This window comes from Streptomyces sp. NRRL S-495, from assembly GCF_000966955.1.
GTDB classification, from domain to species: Bacteria; Actinomycetota; Actinomycetes; order Streptomycetales; family Streptomycetaceae; genus Kitasatospora; species Kitasatospora purpeofusca.
In genome coordinates, this window is sequence record NZ_JZWY01000924.1 from 1 (window position 1) to 5,115 (window position 5,115).

At 67.8% G+C, this 5,115-nt stretch carries 9 protein-coding genes; 3 read left to right on the plus strand and 6 right to left on the minus strand.

Annotated features, from left to right (window positions below):
• The 3 genes from VR45_RS36270 to VR45_RS36280 form a co-directional block, all read left to right on the plus strand.
• Positions 1 to 288: ABC transporter ATP-binding protein (locus tag VR45_RS36270; RefSeq protein WP_045944186.1), on the plus strand; the 288-nt coding region annotated here is incomplete at its 5' end.
• Positions 285 to 1,181, plus strand: a complete 897-nt coding sequence (locus VR45_RS36275) for a metallophosphoesterase (protein WP_045944187.1) — start codon at positions 285 to 287, stop codon at positions 1,179 to 1,181. The genes VR45_RS36270 and VR45_RS36275, both read left to right, overlap by 4 nt.
• Before the next feature lie 223 nt (positions 1,182 to 1,404).
• Positions 1,405 to 1,812, plus strand: a complete 408-nt coding sequence (locus tag VR45_RS36280; protein ID WP_045944188.1) for a type II toxin-antitoxin system PemK/MazF family toxin — start codon at positions 1,405 to 1,407, stop codon at positions 1,810 to 1,812.
• A gap of 86 nt (positions 1,813 to 1,898) precedes the next feature.
• On the opposite strand, the gene VR45_RS36285 is transcribed toward VR45_RS36280, so the two are convergent.
• The 6 genes from VR45_RS36285 to VR45_RS36315 all read right to left on the minus strand — a co-directional run bounded on the left by VR45_RS36285 (position 1,899) and on the right by VR45_RS36315 (position 5,028).
• Complete coding sequence (locus VR45_RS36285; RefSeq protein ID WP_159394484.1) at positions 1,899 to 2,288, minus strand: DUF6191 domain-containing protein; 390 nt, start codon at positions 2,286 to 2,288, stop codon at positions 1,899 to 1,901.
• Positions 2,279 to 3,153 (minus strand): IS5 family transposase gene (locus VR45_RS44905; protein WP_107084382.1). Its coding sequence is split into 2 segments (ribosomal slippage): positions 2,279 to 2,806 and positions 2,809 to 3,153, totalling 873 coding nucleotides; the frame shifts between segments, so codons are not numbered across the junction. Before VR45_RS44905 ends, VR45_RS36285 begins: the two co-directional genes overlap by 10 nt.
• Before the next feature lie 61 nt (positions 3,154 to 3,214).
• The gene (locus tag VR45_RS36300; RefSeq protein WP_045944190.1) at positions 3,215 to 3,424 is read right to left on the minus strand and encodes a DUF397 domain-containing protein; all 210 of its coding nucleotides are present in this window, start codon (positions 3,422 to 3,424) and stop codon (positions 3,215 to 3,217) included.
• Between the two features lie 147 nt (positions 3,425 to 3,571).
• A complete protein-coding gene (locus VR45_RS36305; protein ID WP_045944191.1) occupies positions 3,572 to 3,766 on the minus strand; it encodes a DUF397 domain-containing protein in 195 nt (64 codons plus the stop codon).
• Between the two features lie 78 nt (positions 3,767 to 3,844).
• On the minus strand, positions 3,845 to 4,063 hold the full coding sequence (locus VR45_RS36310) for a DUF397 domain-containing protein (protein ID WP_045944192.1): 219 nt from the start codon (positions 4,061 to 4,063) through the stop codon (positions 3,845 to 3,847).
• Positions 4,060 to 5,028, minus strand: a complete 969-nt coding sequence (locus VR45_RS36315; protein ID WP_353612750.1) for a helix-turn-helix transcriptional regulator — start codon at positions 5,026 to 5,028, stop codon at positions 4,060 to 4,062. Before VR45_RS36315 ends, VR45_RS36310 begins: the two co-directional genes overlap by 4 nt.
• Positions 5,029 to 5,115: the final 87 nt, after the last annotated feature.

A 5,115-nucleotide genomic window follows, 5' to 3' on the forward strand; every position in this document is an offset into this window, starting at 1 on the left:
CCGGCACCGGCCCTGCTGGTCTGCGACGAACCGGTCTCCGCGCTCGACCTCTCGGTGCAGGCGCAGATCCTCGACCTGCTCGCCGACCTGCGCCGCGAGCTGGGCCTCGCCCTGCTGTTCATCTCGCACGACCTCGGCGTGGTCCAGCACCTCGCCGACCGGGTCGCGGTGATGAAGGACGGCCGGCTCGTCGAGACCGCCACCGTCGACCGGCTCTTCGCGGAGCCCGCCGACCCCTACACCCGCCGGCTGCTCGCCGCCACCGCCCCCGTCGGAGCCACCCGGTGAACGCGCCGAACCTGCTCGCGGTCGCCGACCTGCACGTCGGCCACGCCGGCAACCGGGCCGTCCTGGAGGCCCTCCGCCCGGCCACCGACGAGGACTGGCTGATCGTGGCCGGCGACGTCGCCGAACGCTTCGACGAGATCGCCGGCGCCCTGGAACTCCTCGCCGCCCGGTTCGCCCGGGTGATCTGGGCACCCGGCAACCACGAGCTCTGGACCCTCCCGGACGACCCGGTCGGACTGCGCGGCGACGCCCGCTACCGCGCACTGGTCGAACTCTGCCGGGGCCTCGGCGTGTTGACCCCCGAGGACCCGTACGCGCTGTGGCCGGGCCCGGACGGCCCGGTCGCCGTCGCCCCGCTGTTCCTGCTCTACGACTACACCTTCCGCCCGCGCGGCACTACCACCAAGGACGCCGCACTCGCCGCCGCCCATGCGGTCGGGGTCGTCTGCACGGACGAACTCCTGCTCCACGCCGACCCGTTCCCCGACCGCGAGAGCTGGTGCCAGGCCCGGCTCGCCGTCACCGAACGCCGCCTCGCCGCCCTCGACCCGGACCTGCCCACCGTCCTGGTCAACCACTTCCCGCTGCGGCGCGAGCCGACCTACCTGCTGCGCCACCCCGAGTTCGCCCTCTGGTGCGGCACCGAGCACACGGCCGACTGGCACCGCCGCTTCCACGCGGTCGCGGTGGTGTACGGCCACCTCCACATCCCGCGCACCGTCCGCGCGGACGGCGTCCCGTTCCACGAGGTGTCGCTCGGCTACCCGCACGAGTGGTCCCGCCGCGGCGGCGTCCCGTCCCCGCTGCGCCGCATCCTCCCTGCGACGCCTCGCTCGTCCGCTGTCACCTCGGCCACCCTCCGGCCCTTGGTCGGTCCGGCGGTGCGGCTCTAGCCGATACGGGGGACCCGAGCGGGAGCTCGGGTCGGGCGGAGCGGAACTCGCCCGCCCGCACGGCGGCGACGAAGGAATGCCGGGCCTCGGCGGGGAAGGCGAGGACGGGACCGCAGGGGTCCTCGGAGTCGGGTGCGGTCCGACGGGCAGGGTCTACGCTGTGACCTGCGGCCGCCGCACGATACACAAAGCGTTCACCCGCCGGCCCGTGCCAGGAGGACACATGCAACGCGGTGAAGTCTGGTGGGTCGACTTCGACGAGCGACGCCCGGTCGTGCTGCTGTCGGACGAGGAGTCGTCCAGGTTCCGGGCGATGCAGGTCGTCGCTCCGGCGGGCGTCGACATCAGCGGTCTCGGCGTTGAAGTGGCCGTGGGCCCCCTGGAGGGAATGCCCTTCGAAGGCGTGCTGCGGTTGGCGTTCCCGCGTGCGGGCTTCACTCCTTGTACCTGGCTGACCACCGTGGCCCGGGACGACCTGATCGAGCGGGCGGGCGTATTGTCCCCGGCGAAGCTCGGCGAGGTCGAAGAAGCCCTCCGTGCCGCTGGACAGAGCAGGGAGTGGACCCCGATGACGGCTGCCGGACTCCACGAGATCAAGAATGCCGACCGTCCCGGAGGACTCGATGGGTAGCGGACGGCTCGGAAGCCCACTCCAGTACTAGGGTCTGTTTCAGAAGTGGATCTTGCAGTGAGGTGATCGCGCATGGTGCGGCACGTCTACCTCTGCTGTTGAACAACTGCGGTGCCGCCGTCCAAGTCGATACCTATGCGAGGCGGGGCGCCGGCGTGGTCGTCGTCCCGCATGACCAGTTGAGTTCGCCGCTGCTCGATTTGCACGCGCTTGTTGGCGTTGAAGAAGGCGTGTAACTCCTCGGTCGCGGTGGCGCCAAGGCCGAGCCCGCTGCTTCGCGTTCGAGTGGTCAGGCGGCGGCATAACCATCCCGGACGGCCGGATCGCACCACGAGATGCCGGATTGAGGCCAGCGTGAAGGGCACAATCACCAGTACTGCCATGAAGAGCAGACCCGCCATCATCACCATGCCGACCCAACGCGCGAAGGTGACACATCCGTTCCTGGTCGTTGCTGCCGTGCCGGTCAGAGCCATTCGCCGATTGCGGCGACCAGCATCGTCGCTTCGTAGCGGACAGCGAGCTTGTCATATCGCGTGGCCACCGCGCGGTTTCGCTTCAGTCGGTTGATGCCGCACTCCACCGCGTGGCGTTGCTTGTAGTCGTCCTTGTCGAACTTCGGCGGCCGGCCGCCATGGGAGCCGCGCTTCTTGCGGTTGGCGATCTGGTCGCGCTTCTCCGGGATCGTGCACCGGATGTTGCGGCGGCGCAGGTAGTCGCGGTTGGAGCGGGAGCCGTACGCCTTGTCCGCGCGGACCTTGTCGGGCCGGGGTCGCGGCCGTCCCGCTCCAAGCCGGGGTACCCGGATGCGGCCCAGGACGACCTGGAACTGCGGGGAGTCACCGCGCTGCCCGGCCGTGATCACGAGCGACAACGGCTTCTGTGCCTGCTCGACCGCGAGGTGGATCTTGGTGGTCAATCCGCCGCGTGAGCGTCCGAGCCCGTGGTCGTTGGGCTCGGTGAAGACGCCACCGGGCGGTTCGACCTGCAGATCCCCTGTTTACGGGCGCCAGCCGCGTGCTGGTGGGCGCGGGCGACCATGGAGTCCACCGAGATGTCCCAGGTGATCAGCCCCTTCGCGTCCGCGCGGGCCTGGAGCTGCTCAAAGATCCGATGCCACGTGCCGTCACGCTGCCAGCGCCGGAAGAGCCCGTACACCGTCTCCCACGGCCCATACCGTGTGGGAAGGTCCCGCCACGGTATGCCTGTCCGCGTGCGGAACCGTATCCCGTCGATCAGCTGCCGCTTGGCATGAACTGGCGGCCGACCAGGCTTGATGCCCATCGGCAACAGCGGTTCCAGCACCGTCCACTGCGCGTCTGTCAGATCTCCCCGAGCCACGGAGCGTGATCATCGCAGACCTTGATCCACTTCTGAAACGGACCCTAGGGGTTGGTTCGGGTCAGACCGTGCCGAACTCGCCTGCCTGTACGGCGGCGACGAAGGACCGCCAGGCGTCGGTGGGGAAGGCGAGGCCAACCGGGTCCTTGGAGTCGCGCACTGGCACGACGCCGCGAAAGTCCGCCGTCACCTCGACGCACGTTCCTCCGTTGTCGCTGTGTGTCGACTTGAACCAAGAAGCACGGGACAGGTCGTCGAATCGTGGCGTCATAGAGTGAAGTCCTCTCGTGCCTTGCGGATCATCGCTTGGGAAGCAGCTTGGACAGGGCTTCCACTCCTACTGGACCACCCTGCGGCGACCTGCTCAAAACGCAGTCCCCGATCTGTAGTGCGGTCAGGGGCCATGGCGGGGTTCGGGTCAGACGGAGCCGAACTCGCCTGCTTGAACGGCGGCGACGAAGGACTGCCAGGCGTCGGTGGGGAAGGCGAGGACGGGGCCGGAGGGGTCCTTGGAGTCACGGACGGGGACGAGGCCGGGGGCGTCGGTTGCGATCTCGACGCAGGTCCCGCCGTTGTTGCTGTAAGTACTCTTGCGCCAGCTCACAGGAGTCATGCAACCCACGGTAGCAAGTGCGCGTCAACTCCTGGTCCCCGAGCGGAAATCCGGTCGGGGCCCAGGAGTCGGTTCAGGTCAGACCGTGCCGAACTCGCCCGCCTGCACACCGGCGACGAAGGAGCGCCAGGCGTCGGTGGGGAAGAGGAGAGTGGGGCCGGACGGGTCCTTGGAATCACGGACCGGGGCGAGGCCGGGGAAGTCGGGGGTGACCTCGATGCAGTTTCCGCCGTTCTGGCTGTAGCTGGACTTCACCCAGGTGGCGCCGGTCGGGTCTAGGGGGAGGGTGCGGCTCATGGTCGGAGATCCTTCCGGGCTGCGCGGATCATTTCGAGGGATGCCACATCCGAACTGGCTCCCACTTGGAGCCGATCGTAGTCCCTCGCCCAGAGGGTGACCCGGTGGGATTCCCTGGTGAGATAGCCGCGTTCCTGGGACTCCGTGTACCCCAGCATGCTGCGATCGGCCAAGGTCAGTAGAACCACCGGCAATGCGAGGGATCGGCGTTCGCCCATGGAGAACGGCGCCACCTGAATGATGGTCCGGGGCCGATTCGCCAGCTCGGTCAGATGATCGAGCTGTTCGCGCATCACGCCTGTGCCACCTACCGTGCGGCGAAGGCAACTCTCGTCGAGCACGGCATGGACCAGAGGTGATTCCTTGCCGTTGAGCCGCTGTTGGCGGCTCAGGAGGTATGCAACCCTCCCGTCGGCTTCCTCCTCGGTGATGGCTCCTCGCCTCACATCCGCAGATGCCAGCGTCTCTGCGTAGGCCCTGGTCTGGAACAGTCCGGGAATGACGCCGAGTTCGAACTGTCTCAGCTCTACGGCCTTCGCCTCTTGCGCGACGTACTCGGGGAATCCCTCCAGCAGAGCCGGCCCGGCAAGGCTCCAGTACATCAGTTCTAGAGTCCCACCAGTCTCCAGTACTTGGTCAGCCAGACGCACCCAGTCAAGTGTGGGAGTGCGTGTACCTCTTTCGAGGTTCGAAATCTGACTGTCACTCAAGTTCGTGAGGCGGCCAAGCTGCACTTGGTTCAGCCCTGCTGCCTTGCGTGACCTGCGGAGTTGAACGCCGAAGGCCGCAAGGGGAGATGTTGAAGGATCGAGCTTTGTCTCTCGCATGATCAGACCTCTTTGATCCCTGAATCCCACAGAGAAATCTGTCAAGTGGGGATGCCTTCCGATCCTAGGGCGCGCGAGTCCACCATGGCTACACCCCGTGAGAAACCGGGAACCCAGCGCAACCAGTGGAGCCCCCATGCCCAGTAGCCCCCGCACGCCCGTCTACACCCCTGCCGTCGGCGAGATCGTCCGCGACCTCGCGCACCTCGACACCTCCGGCAAGCC

Excerpts from the sequence above, each read along its gene's own strand:
- VR45_RS36315 (WP_353612750.1), bottom strand. The coding sequence starts at position 5,028 with ATGGGGGCTCCACTGGTTGCGCTGGGTTCCCGGTTTCTCACGGGGTGT.
- VR45_RS36305 (WP_045944191.1), bottom strand. The coding sequence starts at position 3,766 with ATGACTCCTGTGAGCTGGCGCAAGAGTACTTACAGCAACAACGGCGGG.
- VR45_RS36285 (WP_159394484.1), bottom strand. The coding sequence starts at position 2,288 with ATGGCTCTGACCGGCACGGCAGCAACGACCAGGAACGGATGTGTCACC.
- VR45_RS36310 (WP_045944192.1), bottom strand. The coding sequence starts at position 4,063 with ATGAGCCGCACCCTCCCCCTAGACCCGACCGGCGCCACCTGGGTGAAG.
- VR45_RS36280 (WP_045944188.1), top strand. The coding sequence starts at position 1,405 with ATGCAACGCGGTGAAGTCTGGTGGGTCGACTTCGACGAGCGACGCCCG.
- VR45_RS36300 (WP_045944190.1), bottom strand. The coding sequence starts at position 3,424 with ATGACGCCACGATTCGACGACCTGTCCCGTGCTTCTTGGTTCAAGTCG.